Raw genomic sequence first — 18612 nt, 5'->3', positions numbered from 1 at the left:
TAGTTATTCCGGAGGTGCAAAAACAAATCTGGAACTCCAGAAGTGGGCTGCCCTAGCGGACCAGAGCCGAATCGACCGTCATGCCCACCATCGCGTCGCGCACTCCGGCAGTCTCAAGAGCCCTACGATACGCACCGGTCTGCTCGTCGACCACACCGACCTGGCCGTACAGGTCTCCCAGGTCACGCCAGATCCGCGCGGTCTCCCGGTCGGGACCGGAGAGCTCGTGCCGGACACCGTTCAGCAGCTGCCTGGCGGCGTCCAGGACCGTCGTGGCGTCGCCGGCCTGGCCGCGGACGAGCGCGGCACGGGCGAGGACCAGCCGCGCGGCGGCCCCGACGGCGGTCGCCTGGTCGCCCAGCGTGTCGAGGGCGGTTCCGGCCAGGGCGGTCGCGCCCCGCTCGTCCCCGGCCCCCAGCTGGACCTGGGCGCGCACGACGAGACTCCTGACGTACTCGTGGACGTGCTCGGGGAACACGGCGAAGACCTCGCTCGCGGCGGTCGCGAGCTCGCGGGCCTCGTCGAGCGGCTCGTCGCCGCCGGAGGCGGCGAGATGGGCCCAGTCCATCGCGATGAGGGCGAGCTGCGAGGCCATCCGCGCCGGGCGCCCGGTCGCGATCGCGTCGTCCGCGAGACGGACGGCCAGCGCCGAGTCCTCACCGTCGGCGGCGGTGATGCTCGCCTGCCAGAGGGCGTGGATCTCCGCGGTGCGGTTGACCGCGGCGGGAACGCCGTTGATCGACAGGACGCTCCGGACGTAGGACAGGCTCGGCGAGCCTGACCCGCGGGTGCCGCCGATCCCCATCAGGGAGGCGGCCAGCTCGACGGCGATCTCGCCCTGCGCCAGGGGCAGCCGGTTGACCTCGCCGAGCGCGTGGACGGCCAGGTCGCGGGCGCGAAGGATGTCTCCGGCGCGCTGGTAGCAGCGGCTCAACGCCACCGCCAGCGGCAGGTCGGCCAGGCGCTCGGGGTGGGCGGCCGCCTCGCGGCGGAGGCGCTCGAACGCCTTCACCGCCGGGCCGACCTTGCCCTGGACCTCAAGGGCGCGGGCACGGCCGAGCCGCGCGTGCGCGGCCAGCATGGCGTTCTCCTCGCCGGCGACCTTGACGATCTCGCCGAAGCGGTCCGCCGCGACGGACGGATCCCCGTGGAGGAGCTCCAGCTCCGCGTGGCGCAGCCCGAGTTCGGTGTCGATGCGCTGGCGCGGCTCGATCCCGTGCAGCAGGAACTCGGTGGTGCACCCAAGGCGCTCGGCCAGCAGGCGGGCGACCACGGGGGTCGGGGTCCGCTTGCCGGACTCGATGAGGGAGACGTAGCTGTCTGAAAGGTCCGGCCCTGCGAGCTGGGCCTGGGACATGCGCCTGCTCAGGCGCAGTCCACGGACGCGGTCACCGATGGTTCCCTGACTCGGCATCTGATCTCTCAGGGCGGGGGATGGTCAATGTTCTCGCCATGATTGCATGAAGCGGCCGAATCAGGTAACCCCGAGTGAAAAATCCTCACCGGAAAGTGTCAACGATCCTCATGTCCTGCGGACATGTGATTCCCGTGCCATTAAGGACACGGGGCTACGGACACAGGGTCCTAATCATCTGAATCGTTGCCCCCGGGGAAGAGCATCTGGCAGACCTCCAGGTAGAGGGTCTCCGGGTACGGGATGTAATTGACCCTCGACAGCGCCTGGTCCTGACCGGCCGACTCCAGCACGAACTCGCCGTAGCCCAGCATGCGGCCGAGGATCGAGCGCTGGAAGCTCATGTCGGTGACCTTGCCGAGCGGCATCATGTCGACCTTGCGGGTGATGAGCCCGGTGGTGAGCAGCATTCGCTTGGAGGTGACGACGAAGTAGTCGACGGACCACTCGGCGACCTTCCAGACGAAGCGGATCAGCAACAGCAGCCAGGCCCACCAGACGACGACGAGCGCGCCGCCACCGCCCTGGTCACCGAACCACTTGCTCAGCAGTCCGGCGAGGATCAGGCCGCCGAAGACCTCGGCGACCGCGCGAAGCAGCACGGCCGGGTGGCGCCGCACCATGATGACCTGGTGTTCGTGGGGGAGCAGATAGCGGTTGACCGACGAGGGAGCGGAGTCCCCGTGGGTCACGAGCCTCATGACAGATGTGAGACGAATTGGGCCAGAGAATCAGCCGCCGAGTAAACCGTGTCCATGGCACCCCTCACAGCGTTGGCCGCGTCACCTGGTCGTGTGAACAGGAAAAACGCCACAAATCCGACAGCGCCGTACGTCAGCACCTTTTTGACCTGCACCTTGGCCTCCTACTACCGCTCACCCACTGCACCCGCCATATACATTACCCAGGGCCATGCCGAGGTAAAGCGCATCGGCCGATTCGGTCTCGTGCGCGTCGCGAGAAACCTCTCTCAGGCCCTCGCGGGGCACTTTCCGCCGGCGCGCCCGCCATCGTCCGCCCGCGTCACCCGCGCTCGCTCGCGACCAGCGCGAGGACCTCAAGGTGCTTGCGGGCGATCCGCTCGACCAGCGCCGGATGGGCGTGGCCGACCACCTCCAGCGCTCCGTAGTGGGCCGCCTCTATGCAACGGGTCACCGTGGTCGCCGGATGGATCTCCGAGAACTCGTCCCTGAGCGCGGCGCTGAAGTCCGCGTACGGGTCCGGCTCGGTGTCCGGGATGATTCGCTCGCTCATGGTTCTCCCTGGTGTGCGCCCGCGGCCTCGGCGGACCGGGGACACAGAAGAGATGTCTTCGCCACGCTTAGTACCCGTGGAACCACATTATGTAACGGTCGGCGGGTAGAAGAACCATCCTTTAAGGGAAAAGGATGGTGCGAGATCCCGGGAGGACCGGCGCGTCCCGTACGGGGGATGCCGAAGCGCCTCAGACGACGCCGTAGAGGCGGTCTCCCGCGTCGCCCAGCCCGGGGACGATGTAGCCGTTCTCGTTCAGCCGCTCGTCGAGGGCCGCGGTCACCAGGCGGATCGGCCTGCCGGTGCCGGCGAAGGCCTCGTCGAGGTGGGCGATCCCCTCGGGCGCGGCCAGCAGGCACAGCGCGGTCACGTCGTCGGCGCCCCGGTCGAAGAGGAACTTGATCGCGGCCGCGAGGGTGCCGCCGGTGGCCAGCATCGGGTCGACCACGTAGACCTGGCGGCCCGAGAGGTCCTCGGGCAGCCGGGTGGCGTAGGTCTCCGCCTCCAGCGTGGACTCGTTGCGGATCATCCCGAGGAAACCCACCTCGGCAGTCGGCAGCAGCCGGGTCATGCCGTCCAGCATCCCCAGCCCCGCGCGCAGGATCGGGACCACCAGCGGGTACGGCTGCGCCAGCCGCACGCCCCTGGCGGGGGCGACCGGGGTCTCCACCGACCACTCGGTGACGCGGACCTGCCTGGTCGCCTCGTAGGCCAGCAGGGTCACCAGCTCGTCGGCGAGACGCCGGAACGTGGGGGAGTCGGTGTTCACATCCCGCAGCGCGGTCAGCTTGTGGGCCACCAGGGGATGGTCGACGACCAGGGTTTCCATGGTGGTCAAAGGTATCCTGGGCCGGCGGGCGGCGATGAGCCGGGGGGAAGACGGGCCACACCTGTTCGACATCGCCCGCTCACTCGGATTTGATCACAATTTGGTCGGAGAGGCCCACGTCAGTGCTTCGCTTCTGAAAGCATTGACCTCCGTAGAGAAAGCATTCGGTGGGGATGGCCATGTCAGACGAAGACTCGCTGGACTTTGCCATCGTGATCTACCGGGAGGACGACCGCTGGGAGGCGGAGATGCTCCCGGTGTCGCTCACCTCCGACCTTGAGGGTCTCATCCACGCCCTGCGCCAGCAGCCGAGCATGAACGGCACGATTGGCCTGGTCGCCGTTGGGGATGAGTTCTTCGTGGCGCTACGGGTGTTCGGTGAGAGGGTCGAGGTGTTCCTCTCCGACATCGCCGCGTCCTGGGATTTCCCCCTCGCGCAGCAGGCGCTGGAATACCTGGACGTGCCGGTTCCGGACGAGGACGAACTCGACGCGATCCTCCAGGACGAGGAGACGGCGCTCCCCGCGGGCGACCTGTCCATCTTCGCCGACCTGGGCCTCGACGAGATGGAGCTCGGCATCCTGTCAGGGGATATCGACCTCCTCCCCGAGGACGTCCTGTCAAGCATCGCCGCGCGGCTGGGGTTCTCCGAGCCGTTCGAACGCGCCATCGACTCTGTGTTCGGCTGACCTCGGGAGATCGGCCATGCCCTCCAGACCATCCAACAGTGTGTTCTCCGCCGCCTTCGTCCGTACGACGGACGGTTGGAACGGTGCGGAGGTCGACCTCAGCGAGGCGGAGATCGCCGACGATCTCGGCGACGCCGTCCAGGAGCATCTGGGGCTCACCGGTGACGAGCTGGCCCTGTTGTGCGTGGAGGTGGAGGACGAGTGGTTCGCGATCGTCCGCTACCAGGGCGATCTGGAGCCGCGCACGTTCCTGTCCGACGCCCACGCGGGTCTCTCCGACGACCTGGGTGAGCTCTTCACGGAGCTCGCCGGGGTGGCGGTCGACAAGGACACCCCCGACCTGGGCGTACGGCCGGCGGGCGACTTCGAGCTGCTGGAAGACCTCGGGCTGAGCTCCGAGGAGCTCGTCGAGCTCAGCATGGAGGAGGGCGCGCTCCCCGCGGACACCCTCTCGGTGATCGCCGAGCGGCTGGCGTTCGCCGACGAGCTCGACCGGCTGCGCTGACGGACGCGCCGTGACCAGCCCGACGCCGGCGAATGCGCGCTGACCGGCCCGGCGCCGGGCGTACGGTGAATTGTCCGGTGCGGGTGGCGGGTCCGGTGTCCGTGCCGGTGTCGGCCCTGGCGGGCGTACGGTGAACGACCTGGCGCCGGTGGGCTACGTCCGGGAGATGAGGCTCGCCCTGGCGCGGGCCGTCGAGGCCGGAGCCCGCGGGGAGGTGCCCGTCGGCGCGGTCGTCCTCGGTCCCGACGGCTCCGTGCTGGCGGACGCGGGAAACGACAGGGAGGTCTCGGCCGACCCCACCGCGCACGCCGAGGTGCTCGCCCTGCGGCGGGCCGCGAGAGAGCTCGGCCGGTGGCGGTTGAGCGGCTGCACGCTGGTGGTCACCCTGGAACCCTGCACCATGTGCGCGGGGGCCGCCGTGCTCGCCCGGGTCGATCGCGTCGTCTACGGTGCGGCGGACCCCAAGGGCGGCGCCGCGGGGTCGCTCTGGGACGTGCTCAGGGACCGCCGTCTCAACCACCGGCCCGAGGTCCTCGGAGGGGTCCTGGCCGACGAGTGCGCGGCGGTTCTCACCGAGTTCTTCACCGCTCGCCGGATGCGCGAGCAATAGCGGTTATCCGGTAAGCTGCTCCGCGGTGGAGTCGCCTAGTGGCCGAGGGCGCACGCCTCGAAAGCGTGTGATGGGGCAACCTATCCGTGGGTTCAAATCCCACCTCCACCGCCACGGAAAGAGCCCCCGGCCCGCACACGCGGGCCGGGGGCTCTTCGTATGTCACCACCGTGCCGGGGGGAGAGCGTGGCCTTCTTCCTTGGGCAGGTGTATGGAAGGGCTCAGCTCTCCGAGGGCAGGTCCAGGACTCGCGCGTGCAGGACCGAGCGCTGGTGCAGGGCCGAGCGCAGCGCCCGGTGCAGGCCGTCCTCCAGATAGAGGTCGCCGCGCCACTGGACCACGTGCGGGAACAGGTCGCCGTAGAACGTGGAGTCCTTGGCGAGCAGGGAATGCAGGTCGAGCACCGCTTTCGTGGTGATCAGGGTGTCGAGCCGGACCTGTCGCGGCGGTATCTGGGCCCACTCGCGATGCGAGAGACCGTGTTCGGGATAGGGCCGTTCGTCGCCGACCAACTTGAAGATCACGGTATGTAGTTTAGGAGAGAATCCCGCCGCCTGCCCGGCGGGTTTCTCTCGTCGCAGCTCACAGCCGTTCTCAGATGCTCCCGGCGAAGGTGTCGCACTTACCGGGGTCGCCGCTCTGGTAACCGGTGGTGAACCACTTGACACGCTGCGCCGACGTCCCGTGGGTGAAGCCATCGGGGTTGACCCGGCCCTGGGTCCGCTCCTGGATGCTGTCGTCGCCCACGGCCGAGGCGGCGCTGAGCGCCTCCTCGATGTCCGTCTTCGTGAACGGCTTCTCGAACAGGCCGGTCTCGTACGCGTTCTTGGCCCAGGCTCCCGAGTAGCAGTCGGCCTGCAGCTCCAGCCGGACCGAGCCGCTCTCCGGGCCGCTCTCCGGGCCCTGCTGGGCCTTGGCGTTGGTGCCGAGAAGGTTCTGGACGTGGTGACCGTACTCGTGGCCGATCACGTAGGCCTGGGCGAAGGGCCCGCCCTTGGCGCCGAACTTGCTCTCCAGCTCCTTGAAGAAGCTGAGGTCCAGGTAGACCTGGCGGTCGGCCGGGCAGTAGAACGGGCCGACGGAGGCGTCGGCTGCGCCGCACGCCGTGTCGACCTGGCCGGAGAACATGACGGTCTTGGCCGGCTCGTACCCCTGGACCGCCTTCGGCCAGTAGTCCTGGATGCTGTTGACGACGCCGACCACCCGGCACTCCTCGTTCTGGTCGGCGTCCTGCCCCGTCTTGCACTGGGCGGTGAGGTCGGAGCTCGGACCCACCGGGGCCGGCTGGGAGGAGCCTCCGGTGATGTCACCGGGGTTGATCCCGAATATCAGGGCCACGATGAGCGCGATGATCCCCGCCGCGCCGCCGCCGATCGCGAGACCACCACCGGGGATCCTCCCCCCACCGCCGCGACTCTCGACCTGCGAGCTGTCCAGCTGGGCGTCATCCTTGAAATCCATCGCCGACGTCCCTTCGATCCGCTTGGGGCGCTCTTCTGCCCCGAGAAAGCCCTGACATGCCGGTGAGGAATGAGAGTGGGGAATCAGCGGCTTTGGTGGGTTACGTACCCAAATGACCTGGCCGGGACCCTGGGAGGTCCGTATCACTCGTGGAGGACCTCGCCGAAGGACGGCGCGCATGATCAAGTGCGGGGCGCTCATGGTCAACGACTTCGTCCGCCGTTCTGGCCATTCTTGAGTCGGCCGTCGCGTCAAGGCGGGCGGCCGTCCCGAATCCTCCATGATCAGAGGGGTAGCAGATGAACCTGACAGGCCTGGCGCCGCTGAAGACTCTGTCGGTAATCGCCGGAATCGGCGCACTCGTGTTCAGCACGGCGATGCCGGCCCAGGCGCACCTCGTGCGGGCCTACCACGGGGACGACTACGCCTCGATCGGCGCGGACCACCGATGGGTCGAGGTCTGCGACATCGAGCGCGACGGGAACGGCGTGTACGCGTCGTTCACCGTGCGAGGAACGACCGGGCCGCAGAAGGTGGGTGACCCCAACGGGTCGGCCGCCGGGTGCGGGAACAGGGTTTTCAGCGGTGAGGTTCTCGGCTTCTCGCTGTGCGAGGACGTCTCCGGCAACAACAACTGCGTGAACAAGAACCACTGACGGGCCACCCGGGCGGACCACCCGGGCGGCTGTCACGCCCGGGTGATCCGCCGTCGCCCGGTGGGCGAGATGCCGGACGGTCCCGCGAGACGCCGGACGATCCCGTGGGGTCGGGACCCGCCACGGCCGTCCCGTACACCGGCCAGGGACGCCGGACAGGGACGCCGGACAGGGACGAGAGGTCGTCGACCAGGGCTTTTACGCGCTCTTACGCACGAAAGCCCGCTCCGTACGGAGCGGGCTTTCGTTTCACTACCGGTGAAGCCGGCGGAGGATAGGAGATTCGAACTCCTGAGGGGTTGCCCCCAACACGCTTTCCAAGCGTGCGCCCTAGGCCAACTAGGCGAATCCTCCGTGGAGAAGCTTACCCAACTTTCGGAGCGGCACGGACCACTAATTTCCGACACCGGTCACTCTGATCTTTTCCGATACCGACCACTCGGATCTGAGGCTAGACTGGGGGCCGACCCCTCGCGCGGCGTCATCCTGTGAACCTCCCCAGGGCCGGAAGGCAGCAAGGATAAGCGGGCTCTGGCGGGTGTGCGAGGGGTCTCTTCGTTGAGACCCCTCGCAGGTGGGATCGCCGCATGAGTCTTGCGCTGTACCGCAAGTACCGGCCCGGGACCTTCGCCGAGGTCAAGGGTCAGGAGCACGTCACCGATCCGCTGCGCCAGGCGCTGCGCAGCGGGCGCATCAACCACGCCTATCTGTTCAGCGGGCCCAGGGGGTGCGGCAAGACGTCCAGCGCGCGCATCCTGGCCCGCTCTCTCAACTGTGAGAAGGGCCCGACCCCCGACCCGTGCGGCGAGTGCGAGTCCTGCGTGGCGCTGGCGCCCACCGGCCCCGGCCACCTCGACGTCATCGAGATCGACGCCGCCTCGCACGGTGGCGTGGACGACGCCCGCGACCTGCGCGAGCGCGCCTTCTTCGCGCCGGTGTCGTCGCGCTTCAAGATCTACATCATCGACGAGGCGCACATGGTGACCCGCGAGGGTTTCAACGCGCTGCTCAAGCTCGTCGAGGAGCCTCCCCCGCACCTGAAGTTCGTCTTCGCGACCACGGAGCCGGAGAAGGTCATCGGGACGATCAAGTCCCGGACCCACCACTACCCGTTCCGGCTGATCCCTCCCGCCGCGCTGCGCGCGCTCATGGAGGAGATCCTCACCTCGGAGAAGGTCCCGTTCGAGCCCGCCGCGCTCCCGCTGGTGGTCCGGGCGGGCGCGGGTTCCGCCCGCGACTCGCTGTCGATCCTCGACCAGCTGTTCGCCGGTTCCGACGAGGCGGGCATCACGTACGCCCGCGCGGTCTCCCTCCTCGGCTACACCGACGGCGACCTGCTCGACGACGTGGTCGCGGCCTTCGCCGGTCGTGACGGCGCGCTGGTGTTCCAGGTCGTGAACCGGGTGATCGAGGGCGGCCACGACCCCCGGCGGTTCGCGATGGACCTGCTGGAGCGCTTCCGCGACCTGGTGATCCTGGCCAACGTGCCGGAGGCGGCCACCAGCGGGCTGCTCGACCGGCCCGGCGACGAGCTGGAGCGGCTCCAGGTCCAGGCCGCCTCGATGGGCCCGGCCGAGCTGACCCGCGCGGCGGAGATCCTCAACGCGGGCCTGATCGAGATGCGCGGGGCGGCCTCACCCCGGCTGTTGCTGGAGCTGATGTGCGCCAGGATCCTCCTCCCCGGCGCGGCCCAGGGGGAGGCGGCGCTGCTCGCCCGTCTGGAGCGGCTGGAGAAGGGGGGAGTCGTCGCGGCTCCCGCGCCTCTCTCAGCCCAGGCTCCCGTGCCCGTGGTTCACGCGGCACCCCCGCCCCTGCCGCAGCCGGAGGCGCCCGCCGCGCCCGCCGAGCGGTCCGGTGGCAAGAGCGACAAGGGTGACGCCGGCGGCGACTGGCCCGTGGCGGTCAGGCCCGGCGCACCGGCCCACGAGCAGCAGGGACAGGAAGGGCAGGCCCCGGCCACGGTCCAGCAGGCTCCCGGCACGCCCGCGCCGGCCGACACGGCGGCGGCGTCCGGTTCGGGGGCCGGGGCCGGGGCCGGGGCCGTGCAGCAGGCCTGGCCCCAGGTGCTCGCGGCGCTCAAGCGGCGCAGCATCGTCGTGTGGGCCAACGTCAACACCAACGCCCAGGTCGTCGGGGTCGAGGGCAAGATCGTGACCCTCGGGTTCGCCCAGGTCGGCGCGATGAAGAACTTCACCGGCGGCGGCAAGGACGCGGTCGTCGCGGCGGTGCTGCAGGAGGTCCTGGGCGGCACCTGGAAGGTCGAGGCCGTCGTCGGCGGCGGGCCCGCTCCCTCGGGCGGCGGTGGCCGCCCACCGGCTCCGAGGCAGCCTCCGTCTCCCCAGCACCCCGCCCCCCAGAGCCAGGCGCCGCAGGCCCCGCAGGCAGCGGCTCCGCGGTCTCCGTCCCAGGCTCCCGCCCGCCAGGCGCCCGCCCCCGGGCAGCCGCCCGCGGAGTCGCGGGAGGCTCCGCCCAGGCAGGCGCCGCCCGCGACGGACGAGTCCTGGCCGGACGCCCCCCTGCCGGAGGACCCCGGCTCGCCTCCCCCGCCGAGTTCCGTGCCGAGTCCCGGCCTGGCCGCGGCCCGTTCGGCGGCGAGGGCGGCGGCCCAGGCCGGGCCCAAGGCCGCGGTCAAGACCGGTGCCAAGGCGGCGGCCTGGCCCGACGCGATCCCGGACCGCGGCGCCCGCGGCACCGCGCCCGACGCCGACGAGGTCGACCCGCTCAACGACGCGGACGCCGACGTCGACGCGCTCACCGGTATGGCCCTCCTCCAGCGGGAGCTGGGCGGCCAGGTCATCGGCGAGATCGACCACACCTGACGATCGGCGCTCTCTGAGAGAACCTCCCCTGAGAGACCTCGCCTGAGAGAGGTCTCACCTGACGAGGTGCCACTCGTGCAAGGTGGCACCCGTGCGAGGCGACATCCGCGCGAGACGACACCTGGCGAGGCCGCGCCCGGCCGGGCTCCCGGGCTCTCTGGCTCTCCGGTCCGCGGGTACGGCGGCCTCAGGGCAGGTCGACGCCGCTGAGGCGGATCCGGGCGGCCACCGCGCGGTGGTCGTGGCGGGGCAGTGCCATGACGAGGCGTTCGAGGATCTGGATGTCGTTCCTGCCGTGCTCGGTCTCCGCGTAGGCCCACAGGTCCTCGGGACCACCCCGCCGCAGCAGCCGGGCCCGTACCTGTCCCTCCAGTTCCTCGCGTTCGAGGCGCAGGGCGGGCGCCTCGGAGCGGGGCAGCAGGGGGCCGCGGTAGGCGCGGGCGACCGGGGCGGCCTCGTCGCCCGCGAGCAGCCGCTTGAGCTCCAGGAAGTCGGCCTCCACCACGCAGGCCAGGCGGTACGGCTTGGCGGCGACCGTACGGCCGAGCTGGGCGCGGAGGCGGTGGATCTCGGCGCGGATGGTCACCGGGTTGCCCGCGTCGCCGTACAGGTGGAAGGAGAGCTGGGCGGCGGTCATCCCCCTGGGGTTGAGGGCGAGCATCGCGAGGATCTCGGCGTGGCGCAGGGAGAGCGCCAGGCGGGTCCCGTCGAGGTGCGCCGAGGGGTGCTCGGCGCCGAGGAAGGACAGGGCGAGCACGGGGCCCCTGGCCGGGCCCGCGAGGCGGAGCAGGAAGCCGTCGTCGCCGAGGGCCTCCAAGAAGGCGCTCCGCCCGTCGGGCAGGACCACCCGGTCGCCCGCCTCCGGCAGGCGGATGCGCGGGGCCCAGTGCCGCGCGTCGTCACCGGCGATGATCCGGCCGGTCGCGGTGACCAGGGCGCCGGGCTCGCCGCGCAGCGCGCTCAGGTGGCGCTCGTGGCGGCGTCTGAGCCGCTCGTCGCGTTCGAGCATGCGCAGCGTGAGGTGGCTCTCCGCGAGCCGCGCCGCGGCCTCGACGAGGGCGACGCTCGCCGGGTGCAGGGAGCGCGTCGTGCCGCTGATGTCGACACACCCCAGCACGTCGCCGCTGTCGGGGTCGACGATCGGCGCGGCGGAGCACGACCAGCGGTGGAGCGCCCTGACCAGGTGTTCGGCGGAGAAGACGTGCAGGGGCCGCCGGGTGGCGAGCGCGGTGCCCGGCCCGTTGGTCCCGATCGCGTCCTCGCTCCAGTCGAAGCCGTCGGCCAGCCCCACCTCGTCGGCGCTCTCCATCGTCCGGTGGTTGCCGTCGCGCCAGAGCACCCTGCCGCGGGCGTCGGTGACGAGCAGGATCTGGTCGTCCGCGTCGACGGCCTCCAGGAGGGTCCCGGTGATGATCGGCAGGAGCCTGCTCATCGGGTGCGCCGAGCGGACCTCGCGGATGTCCTCGCCCTCGAAGGCGAGGGGGGCCGACCCGGCGTCGGGATCGACCCCGGCGTCCAGTGAGCGCCGCCACGACGCGGAGATCACGCCCCTGGGTCCCTCGCCCGCCGGTCGCTCGCCCCTGATCAGCGCCTCGTGCAGGCGCCGCAGTCGTGACGAGTAGGAGCCGAGATCGGCCGCCTGGACAGCTCCCCGGTGGCCGTCGCGCACATATCCCCCCGGAATAGAGCCGATGGCCGAAGCATCGGTGGTCGGGACCCCCGCCCGCAACCCGTTCGGCCAAAGAGGGTGTGCGAAGGGTGAGTGAACGATCGCAACGTGTGTGCAACCTCCGGAGAGCTACCTTTCGATCACACGCTGTCGTGTGCGGCCGCTCCGGCGCGTGTCGCGTCGGGTCTCGGACGTCTGGAGGGGGGCCCGAGGCCCGACGGGGGTTTAATCCCCATACTGGGGGAACGCGTGCTCGCTGCAGTACAACACCCGGCCCGAACCCCGTAGGCTCGTGACGACCGATGTCACGGACGAGGAGCACAACGACGGTGAACCCAGGGGATGTCAACCTGCAGCAGCTGCTGGAGCAGGCACAGCTCATGCAGCAGCAGCTTGTGAGCGCCCAGCAGGAGCTGAACGACGCGGAAGTCGAGGGCTCCGCGGGCGGCGGCCTCGTCGTGGCCACGGTCAACGGCGGGGGCGAGCTGCTCGAACTCAAGATCAGTGCCGAGGCCGTGGACCCCGGCGATCCCCAGGAGACGGCCGACACCATCGCCGACCTGGTCATCGCCGCCATTCGCGACGCCGTGCGCGCCGCCGCCGACCTGCAGCAGGAGAAGCTCGGTCCCCTCGCGCAGGGGCTGGGCGGCGGGGGCGGGCTCGGCCAGCTTCCCGGGTTCTAGGTCATGTACGAAGGGGTCGTCCAGAACCTGATCGACGAGCTCGGGATGCTTCCCGGCGTCGGTCCCAAGAGCGCGCAGCGCATCGCGTTCCACCTGCTGGCCGCGGAGCCGGCCGACGTGAAGCGGCTCGCCCACGCTCTGCTGGAGGTCAAGGAGAAGGTCCGCTTCTGCCGGGTCTGCGGCAACGTCGCAGCGGAGGAGGAGTGCCGGATCTGCCGCGACACCAGGCGCGATCTTCACGTGATCTGCGTCGTCGAGGAGTCGAAGGACGTCGTGGCCATCGAGAGGACCCGCGAGTTTCGGGGCCGCTACCACGTGCTCGGCGGGGCGATCAGCCCGATCGACGGCGTCGGCCCCGACGACCTGAACATCAGAGAGCTCATGACCCGTCTGGCGGACGGCCAGGTCACAGAGCTGATCCTCGCCACCGACCCCAACCTTGAGGGGGAGGCGACGGCGACCTATCTCGCCCGTCTGGTCAAGCCGATGGGACTGAAAGTGACACGACTGGCCAGCGGTCTGCCCGTAGGCGGTGACCTTGAGTACGCCGACGAGGTCACCTTGGGCCGCGCGTTCGAAGGAAGAAGGCTCCTTGATGTCTGACGATGCGTGGAGCGCTCTCGCGGAACGGATCGCGGAGCACGCGAAGAACTACATCGACGGCCTGACCCGCCTGGCGGGCGGTGAGGGCGGCGACGCCATCCTGCCGCTGCTGCTGGTGGAGGTCGCGCAGGTCAGCTCGGCCGGCGCGCAGCTCGGCGCGAGCCAGGACGTGATCCTGTCGGGCAACTGGGAGCCGCACCTGGGCGAGGACCCAGACGTCGACGCCGTCCGCACGGCCCTCGCCGAGCGGCTGGGGCCGGTCGACGACTACGCCGAGGTCTTCGACCCCTACAAGGACACCGTGGTCACCCCGTACCGCCTGTCGGACGACCTGACGGCGGTGGCCGCCGACCTCCTGCACGGCCTGCGGCACCACCGGGCGGGGCGCCCCCTGGAGGCGCTCTGGTGGTGGCAGTACTCCTATTTCAACACCTGGGGCAACCACGCGGGAGCGGCGATGCGAGCCCTCCAGGCGCTCGTCGCCCACACGCGGCTCGACGTCGCGGAGGAGCGCACGACGGTGTGATCGTCCACATACTGGTTTGATCAGAGGGCCTCGGCGAGGGCGCCAGTAGACTGTGAGCTCCACAGCCCTAGATTGCTTCGGAGACATCTCGTGGCGCTCGTTGTTCAGAAGTATGGTGGTTCGTCCGTCGCCGACGCGTCCTGCATCAAGCGGGTCGCGCAGCGGATCGTCGCGACGAAAAAAGCCGGCAACGACGTCGTGGTGATCGTTTCGGCCATGGGCGACACGACGGACGAGCTGCTCGACCTCGCCCAGCAGGTCTCGCCGCTCCCACCGGGCCGCGAGCTCGACATGCTGCTCACCTCGGGTGAGCGCATCTCGATGGCGCTGCTGGCGATGGCGATCGCCAACCTGGGCCAGGAGGCGCGCTCGTTCACCGGCTCCCAGGCCGGCGTGATCACCGACTCCTCGCACGGCCGCGCGCGCATCATCGACGTGACGCCCGGCCGGATCCGCGGGGCGCTCGACAGCGGCCAGATCGCGATCGTGGCCGGTTTCCAGGGTGTCTCCCAGGACACCAAGGACATCACCACGCTCGGCAGGGGCGGCTCCGACACCACCGCGGTCGCGCTCGCCGCCGCCCTGAGCGCCGACGTGTGCGAGATCTACACCGACGTGGACGGCGTCTTCACCGCCGACCCCCGCATCGTCCCGGCCGCCCGCAAGATCCCCAAGATCTCGTACGACGAGATGATGGAGATGGCGGCGTGCGGTGCGAAGATCCTGCACCTGCGCTGTGTCGAGTACGCTCGCCGTTTCAGCCTGCCGATCCACGTCAGAAGCTCGTTCAGCACCAAGGAAGGCACGTGGGTCGTCTCCGACCCCGACAGCGAAGGAACAGAGATGGAGCAGCCGATCATCTCCGGCGTCGCGCACGACCGGAGCGAGGCCAAGATCACCGTTGTCGGGGTGCCCGACAAGGTCGGTGAGGCTGCGACGATCTTCAAAACGCTCGCCGACGCCGAGATCAACATCGACATGATCGTGCAGAACGTGTCGGCGGCGACGACCGGCCGGACGGACATCTCCTTCACGCTGCCCACGAGCGACGGCTCGGCCGCGCTCACCGCGCTGAAGAAGATCCAGGAGCGCATCGGCTTCGAGTCGCTGCTCTTCGACGACCAGATCGGCAAGGTCTCGCTGATCGGGGCGGGCATGCGCTCGCACCCCGGCGTCACCGCGACGTTCTTCGCCGCCCTCGCCGACGCGGGGGTGAACATCGAGATGATCTCCACCTCGGAGATCCGCATCTCGGTGATCGTCGGGCAGGACGAGGTGGACACGGCCGTCGGCGCCGCGCACCGCGCGTTCGACCTCGACGCGGACCAGGTTGAAGCAGTGATCTACGGAGGTAGCGGGCGATGAGCCGCAAGCCCACCCTTGCCCTGATCGGCGCGACCGGTGCCGTCGGCACCGTGATGCGCGACATCATCTCCAACCGCGAGGACGTCTACGGCGACATCAAGCTCGTCGCGTCCGCCCGCTCGGCCGGCAAGGTCCTGCGGGTCCGTGATGAGGACCTCGTCGTCCAGGAGTTGACCCCCGAGGTCTTCGACGGCGTCGACATCGCGATCTTCGACGTGCCGGACGAGGTCTCCGCGACCTGGGTGCCGATCGCCGCCGGGCGCGGGGCCGTCGTCATCGACAAGTCGGGCACCTTCCGGATGAACCCCGAGGTCCCGCTGGTCGTGCCGGAGGTCAACCCGCGGGACGCGCGCACCAGGCCGCTGGGGATCATCTCCACCCCCAACTGCACGACCCTGTCGATGATGGCCGCGATGGGCGCCCTGCACGAGGAGTACGGCCTGCGCGAGCTGGTCGTCGCCTCGTACCAGGCGGTCTCCGGCGCGGGCGTGGCGGGCTCGGCCCGCCTCTACGACGAGGTCGAGGCCCTGGCGGGTGACCGTACGGTCGGGCAGACCGCCGGTGACGTGCGCAAGGTCCTGCAGAACAAGCTCGGCGACGAGGAGTCGCCGTTCCCGGCGCCGGTGGCGTTCAACGTCGTGCCGTGGGCGGGTTCGCTCAAGGACGGCGGCTGGGCCTCCGAGGAGCTCAAGCTCCGCAACGAGTCGCGGAAGATCCTCGGGATCCACGATCTGAAGGTCTCCGCGACCTGCGTCCGCGTCCCGGTGATCACCACCCACTCGCTGGCCGTGCACGCGACCTTCGAGCGTGAGATCACCGTCGCCGACGCCCACCGGATCCTTGAGGCCGCCCCGACCGTGGTCGTCATGGACGACCCGGCCAACGGCGTCTTCCCGACCCCGGCGGACGTCGTCGGGACCGACCCCACCTACGTGGGCCGGGTCCGCCAGGCGCTCGACTTCCCCAATACCCTCGACCTGTTCGTCTGCGGCGACAACCTCCGCAAGGGCGCGGCCCTGAACGCGGCGGAGATCGCCGAGCTGGTCGCGGCCGAGTTCGCGTAGTTCTTACCGGGCCGTACGGCGGCGGCGTGGTGTCCGATGACGCCACGCCCGCCCCGCCGTACGGCCCTCGCGTTCGCGGGGACCTGATCCCAGGGTGACGGGATCCTCGCGACGGCCGGGGCGAGCCTTTCGGGGATGGATCGGTGGTCCCGTGTTGGCTCTGGATCGAGGGCCGGTGGTTCCGCGTGGTCGTGCGAGCCGCCGGGTCAGCGGAAGAGGATGTCCCAGTGGTCCGCCTCGCGGGCGAAGAGGGGGCCCGACGTCGGCGACTGGCCGTACAGGCGGGCTCCGTCCCCCCGTACTCCCTGCGGCGGATAGTTCTTCGTGATGTAGCGGTTGACGCAGGCGTTGGGCTTTATGTCCAGCTTGTAGCCCTCGTAGTGGCTGTAGGGCCCGGGGGCGTGGCCCACCTCGGTGCCACCGGTGACGACGAGGGGGCAACCGCTGCGGCGCTTCAGGTCGACGGCGCTGGAGACGGTCGTGGACCGTACGGCCTCCAGCGAGGTGCAGTTCGGCCCCTGGCGGTTCGCGCACTTGCCCGAGGAGGTCCAGCGCAGACCGGCCGCCCGCAGGAGCCGCTTGGCGTCCGTCTGCTGGAGCCGCGTGGGATGCTGCGCCTGCTGTGCCTGGGGAGGGTGGGCCTCGGCCGGCTTTTCGAGGGCGACGGGAGCCGGCTTCCCCGGGGCGGCGGGAGCCTCCTTCTCCGAGGTGACGGCTTTCTCCGAGGTGACGGCGGCCGGAGGCGGGGCCTGCGCGTTTCCCCGGGCCTCTAACGCCCGTGCTTTTCCGGGGGGCTGGGAGGTGGTCTCCGGGGTCCGGGGGGCGGCCGGTTTGCGGGGGCTCGCCAGGGCGGCGGTTCGCGTTCGCGAGGTGGTCTCGGAGGGTTGGGGGGCCGCCTGTTCATGGTGTTCGCTCGCCTGGGGGGCGGTTCGGGTTCGCGCGGTGGTCGTGGAGGGGCGCGGTGGCGTGTCCGAGGACGTGGCGTGCTCCGGCCAGAGGGGGAACGCGGTCTCCCGGGCCCGCTGGGCGGCCGCCGGGTGACACAGCTCCCGCATGTAGCGCAGGGCGCCTTTCAGGGGGGCGATGTCGTACACTCCGATGATCGTGGACCGGTGGGCCCGCCCCGGGCCGGTCGCGACGGACCGGCTCACGATCGTGGCGCCGGCCGACGCGTTCCCGCTCTCCGCGGTCGCGATGTGGTGCGGTGCCGATGCGATGAAAGATAGCTGCAGAGCGAGCAGTGCTCCGGCGGAAAACCGGGCAGCTCGCTTTCTACAGGGACATGTCCCCATTTATGTATCCCTTGTCGCGGGAGCCCTTCCGCCAAAAGGATCAATCCCACTCCCGAACCCGGATGATCCCTCACGAAGAGTGATTTTTGCCCGGTAGTGGGAATGATCGGGCAGCTCGATGACCTGCTGAGACGGCAGTTCCGGAGATAGCCGACATATCGGTATTTGCCGCGTACGGCGCCATCGTCACGTCCTCGGCGGGCGGCGCGCGGGTGCGCCGGGCACGGCGCGAAGCGGTGCGGGATCGAGGGTGATACCGAGAGCGATATCGAGGGTGGTATCGAGAGCGGTGGAGCAATCACGGATATGAGTGGCGGGTGCGATGTGGCGCGCTTAGGGTCGTTCACGGAGGCTCATCCCCGGTGGTACGGGACGGATGATCTAGGCTTCGTCCGGTGGAGAAAGACCAGATGAGCCCGTTCTCCCAGCTCCAATCGACAGGTGACGAGCACCCCATGACCGAGCCGCCCCCGAGAACCCGTGGATCGGACAAGACCCGTGAGGTCATCGTGGAGACGGCCCTGCGGCTTTTCCGCGAGCGGGGATACGAGGCGACCACCATGCGGGCGATCGCCGCCGAGGCCGGGATGTCGGTGGGCAACGCCTACTACTACTTCGCCTCGAAGGAGATCCTGGTCCAGGCGTACTACGACCGGGCCCAGACCGAGCACGAGGCGGCGTGCGAGAGGCTGCTGGCCACCGAGCGCCGGTTCGCCGCGCGGCTGGCGGGGGTGCTGCGGGAGTGGGTGCGGGTCTCCGAGCCGTACCACGAGTTCGCGGTGAAGTTCTTCAAGCACGCGGCCGAGCCGAGCAACCCGCTCAACCCGTTCAGCGCCGAGTCCTCGCCCTCCAGGGAGGCGTCGATCGCGATCTACCGGCGGGTCGTGGAGGGGTCCTCCGACCGCATGGACGGCGAGCTGCGGGCCGAGCTGCCCGAGCTGCTCTGGCTGATGTCGATGGGCGTCGTGCTGTTCTGGGTGCACGACGAGTCGGAGGGGTGCCGCAGGACACACCGGTTCATCGAGCTCACCGTGCCGCTGGTGGACCGCCTGGTCGGGCTCTCGCACCTGCCCGGCCTGCGCGGGGTCGCCCGTGACTTCATCGCGGGGATTCACGAACTTCGCGAGTGAATCCCGGCGGAACTCCATGAACCACCGTATCGATCTGATTACC

Annotated in this window: 19 protein-coding genes, 2 tRNA genes and 1 other RNA gene; 13 read left to right on the top strand and 9 right to left on the bottom strand. The window is 70.0% G+C overall.

Annotated elements, in window-relative coordinates:
• Positions 1–52: 52 nt before the first annotated feature.
• From ACSC1Q_RS08110 to upp, 4 genes are all read right to left on the bottom strand, one after another.
• Positions 53–1414 carry a helix-turn-helix domain-containing protein gene (locus tag ACSC1Q_RS08110; RefSeq protein ID WP_436758035.1) on the bottom strand — a complete coding sequence of 454 codons (1362 nt, stop codon included), beginning with the start codon at positions 1412–1414 and terminating at the stop codon, positions 53–55.
• 170 nt (positions 1415–1584) lie between these two features.
• Positions 1585–2115, bottom strand: coding sequence for a PH domain-containing protein (locus tag ACSC1Q_RS08105; protein ID WP_329087979.1), 531 nt, complete (start codon positions 2113–2115; stop codon positions 1585–1587).
• Positions 2116–2437: 322 nt separating this feature from the next.
• Positions 2438–2668: a hypothetical protein gene (locus ACSC1Q_RS08100; RefSeq protein ID WP_329087977.1), complete on the bottom strand. Its 231-nt coding sequence runs from the start codon at positions 2666–2668 to the stop codon at positions 2438–2440.
• Positions 2669–2858: 190 nt separating this feature from the next.
• Complete coding sequence (gene upp, locus ACSC1Q_RS08095) at positions 2859–3497, bottom strand: uracil phosphoribosyltransferase (protein WP_436758362.1); 639 nt, start codon at positions 3495–3497, stop codon at positions 2859–2861.
• A 179-nt stretch (positions 3498–3676) separates the two neighbouring features.
• On the opposite strand from upp, the gene ACSC1Q_RS08090 reads away from it, so the two are divergent.
• The 4 genes from ACSC1Q_RS08090 (at position 3677) to ACSC1Q_RS08075 (ending at position 5415) form a co-directional block, all read left to right on the top strand.
• Positions 3677–4186 carry a tRNA adenosine deaminase-associated protein gene (locus ACSC1Q_RS08090; protein ID WP_362688075.1) on the top strand — a complete coding sequence of 170 codons (510 nt, stop codon included), beginning with the start codon at positions 3677–3679 and terminating at the stop codon, positions 4184–4186.
• A 16-nt stretch (positions 4187–4202) separates the two neighbouring features.
• Entirely contained in the window at positions 4203–4691 is a 489-nt protein-coding gene (locus tag ACSC1Q_RS08085; RefSeq protein ID WP_350968702.1) for a tRNA adenosine deaminase-associated protein, read from the top strand.
• Positions 4692–4857: 166 nt separating this feature from the next.
• Positions 4858–5301 carry a tRNA adenosine(34) deaminase TadA gene (gene tadA / locus ACSC1Q_RS08080; protein ID WP_436758361.1) on the top strand — a complete coding sequence of 148 codons (444 nt, stop codon included), beginning with the start codon at positions 4858–4860 and terminating at the stop codon, positions 5299–5301.
• A 24-nt stretch (positions 5302–5325) separates the two neighbouring features.
• A tRNA-Ser gene (locus ACSC1Q_RS08075) sits at positions 5326–5415 on the top strand.
• Positions 5416–5522: 107 nt separating this feature from the next.
• Here ACSC1Q_RS08075 and ACSC1Q_RS08070 read toward each other — a convergent pair.
• The gene (locus tag ACSC1Q_RS08070; RefSeq protein ID WP_350968704.1) at positions 5523–5825 is read right to left on the bottom strand and encodes a type II toxin-antitoxin system VapB family antitoxin; all 303 of its coding nucleotides are present in this window, start codon (positions 5823–5825) and stop codon (positions 5523–5525) included.
• Positions 5826–5895: 70 nt separating this feature from the next.
• Positions 5896–6762 (bottom strand): KPN_02809 family neutral zinc metallopeptidase, encoded by an 867-nt coding sequence (gene ypfJ / locus ACSC1Q_RS08065; RefSeq protein WP_436758034.1) that lies wholly within the window; start codon positions 6760–6762, stop codon positions 5896–5898.
• Positions 6763–7061: 299 nt separating this feature from the next.
• Here ypfJ and ACSC1Q_RS08060 point away from each other — a divergent pair, with 299 nt between their 5' ends.
• Positions 7062–7418: a hypothetical protein gene (locus ACSC1Q_RS08060; protein ID WP_436758033.1), complete on the top strand. Its 357-nt coding sequence runs from the start codon at positions 7062–7064 to the stop codon at positions 7416–7418.
• Between the two features lie 268 nt (positions 7419–7686).
• On the opposite strand, the gene ACSC1Q_RS08055 is transcribed toward ACSC1Q_RS08060, so the two are convergent.
• Positions 7687–7772, bottom strand: a tRNA-Ser gene (locus ACSC1Q_RS08055).
• 108 nt (positions 7773–7880) lie between these two features.
• Between ACSC1Q_RS08055 and ffs the strand changes: the two genes are divergently transcribed.
• Both ffs and ACSC1Q_RS08045 read left to right on the top strand, forming a co-directional pair.
• Positions 7881–7976: signal recognition particle sRNA small type (gene ffs, locus ACSC1Q_RS08050), an RNA gene on the top strand.
• A gap of 29 nt (positions 7977–8005) precedes the next feature.
• A complete protein-coding gene (locus tag ACSC1Q_RS08045; RefSeq protein WP_436758032.1) occupies positions 8006–10237 on the top strand; it encodes a DNA polymerase III subunit gamma and tau in 2232 nt (743 codons plus the stop codon).
• Positions 10238–10424: 187 nt separating this feature from the next.
• Here the strand turns inward: ACSC1Q_RS08045 and ACSC1Q_RS08040 are convergent, their stop codons facing one another.
• The gene (locus ACSC1Q_RS08040; protein WP_436758031.1) at positions 10425–11906 is read right to left on the bottom strand and encodes a helix-turn-helix domain-containing protein; all 1482 of its coding nucleotides are present in this window, start codon (positions 11904–11906) and stop codon (positions 10425–10427) included.
• Between the two features lie 329 nt (positions 11907–12235).
• On the opposite strand from ACSC1Q_RS08040, the gene ACSC1Q_RS08035 reads away from it, so the two are divergent.
• The 5 genes from ACSC1Q_RS08035 to ACSC1Q_RS08015 all read left to right on the top strand — a co-directional run bounded on the left by ACSC1Q_RS08035 (position 12236) and on the right by ACSC1Q_RS08015 (position 16147).
• Positions 12236–12589, top strand: a complete 354-nt coding sequence (locus ACSC1Q_RS08035) for a YbaB/EbfC family nucleoid-associated protein (protein ID WP_350968708.1) — start codon at positions 12236–12238, stop codon at positions 12587–12589.
• A 3-nt stretch (positions 12590–12592) separates the two neighbouring features.
• Complete coding sequence (gene recR, locus ACSC1Q_RS08030) at positions 12593–13192, top strand: recombination mediator RecR (protein WP_350968710.1); 600 nt, start codon at positions 12593–12595, stop codon at positions 13190–13192.
• The gene (locus tag ACSC1Q_RS08025; protein ID WP_344743938.1) at positions 13185–13718 is read left to right on the top strand and encodes a DUF5063 domain-containing protein; all 534 of its coding nucleotides are present in this window, start codon (positions 13185–13187) and stop codon (positions 13716–13718) included. The genes recR and ACSC1Q_RS08025 overlap by 8 nt, the downstream gene beginning before the upstream one ends.
• Positions 13719–13808: 90 nt before the next feature.
• Positions 13809–15083 (top strand): aspartate kinase, encoded by a 1275-nt coding sequence (locus tag ACSC1Q_RS08020; protein ID WP_436758030.1) that lies wholly within the window; start codon positions 13809–13811, stop codon positions 15081–15083.
• Entirely contained in the window at positions 15080–16147 is a 1068-nt protein-coding gene (locus ACSC1Q_RS08015; RefSeq protein WP_436758029.1) for an aspartate-semialdehyde dehydrogenase, read from the top strand. The genes ACSC1Q_RS08020 and ACSC1Q_RS08015 overlap by 4 nt, the downstream gene beginning before the upstream one ends.
• A 206-nt stretch (positions 16148–16353) precedes the next feature.
• Here ACSC1Q_RS08015 and ACSC1Q_RS08010 read toward each other — a convergent pair whose 3' ends face one another.
• The gene (locus ACSC1Q_RS08010; RefSeq protein ID WP_436758028.1) at positions 16354–17241 is read right to left on the bottom strand and encodes a hypothetical protein; all 888 of its coding nucleotides are present in this window, start codon (positions 17239–17241) and stop codon (positions 16354–16356) included.
• Between the two features lie 593 nt (positions 17242–17834).
• Between ACSC1Q_RS08010 and ACSC1Q_RS08005 the strand changes: the two genes are divergently transcribed.
• Complete coding sequence (locus tag ACSC1Q_RS08005) at positions 17835–18569, top strand: TetR/AcrR family transcriptional regulator (protein WP_436758027.1); 735 nt, start codon at positions 17835–17837, stop codon at positions 18567–18569.
• Positions 18570–18612 lie beyond the last annotated feature (43 nt).

Origin of the sequence: Streptosporangium heterodermiicola (assembly GCF_051390675.1) — a bacterium.
Lineage (GTDB): Bacteria > Actinomycetota > Actinomycetes > Streptosporangiales > Streptosporangiaceae > Streptosporangium.
Note: the sequence above shows the minus strand (reverse complement) of the source record. Positions and strands in the feature narration are given on the sequence as shown.